The following is a 631-nucleotide window of genomic DNA, read 5'->3' as shown; positions in this document are numbered from 1 at the left end:
GTTGTCGACTACCTCGCCATCGCCGAACCGTTGGCGCGCACCGACCTGGTGGCCCTGGTCGGTGGCGAGCAGTTGGACACGCTCGGCCAAGCCGAAGCCGCCGGCGCGGTGCGGGTGGGTCCCGACAGCGATACCAGCGAGATTTTTGTCGGCCATCCGCTGTACGCCGACCGCGCACGCGCCGTATTGACGGCCGAGCACGCGCATGCATTGCGCGTGTCGCTGGTCGCGCAGCTGGCCAAGCACCCATCCGACCATGTCAGCGATCAGTTACGGCTGTCCTCACTGGCCATCGACGTCCCCGCCAGTGCTACCCCGGCCGCGGTCACGGATGCGGCGACCGCAGCCGGGCAGGCCCTGCGGCTCGGCGACGTCCGGCTTGCCGAACGGTTGGCGCGGGCAGCGCTGGATAGGTCGGACGCCCTGGCGGCACGCCTGCCCTTGGCTTACGCACTCGGTTGGCAGGGTCGCGGTCGCGAAGCTGACGCGGTGCTGGCGGCGGTGAATCCCGCCGAATTGACCGAGACCGAGCTGATGGCCTGGGCGATACCCCGGGCGGCGAATCGGTTCTGGATGCTCAACGAGCCCGAGCGCGCCACGGCGTTTCTGCAGACGACCCGCAGCCGAGTGA

At 69.7% G+C, this 631-nt stretch carries 1 protein-coding gene; it reads left to right on the top strand.

Features of this window, described 5'->3' with window-relative positions; all coding sequences use genetic code 4:
* The coding region (locus FJO69_RS07720; RefSeq protein WP_211333792.1) for a hypothetical protein at positions 1-631 on the top strand (631 nt) is incomplete at both ends.

It is taken from the genome of [Mycoplasma] falconis, assembly GCF_006385795.1.
Taxonomy (GTDB): Bacteria; Bacillota_I; Bacilli_A; order Mycoplasmatales; family Metamycoplasmataceae; genus Metamycoplasma; species Metamycoplasma falconis.
This window is presented reverse-complemented; position numbering and strand designations above follow the sequence as displayed.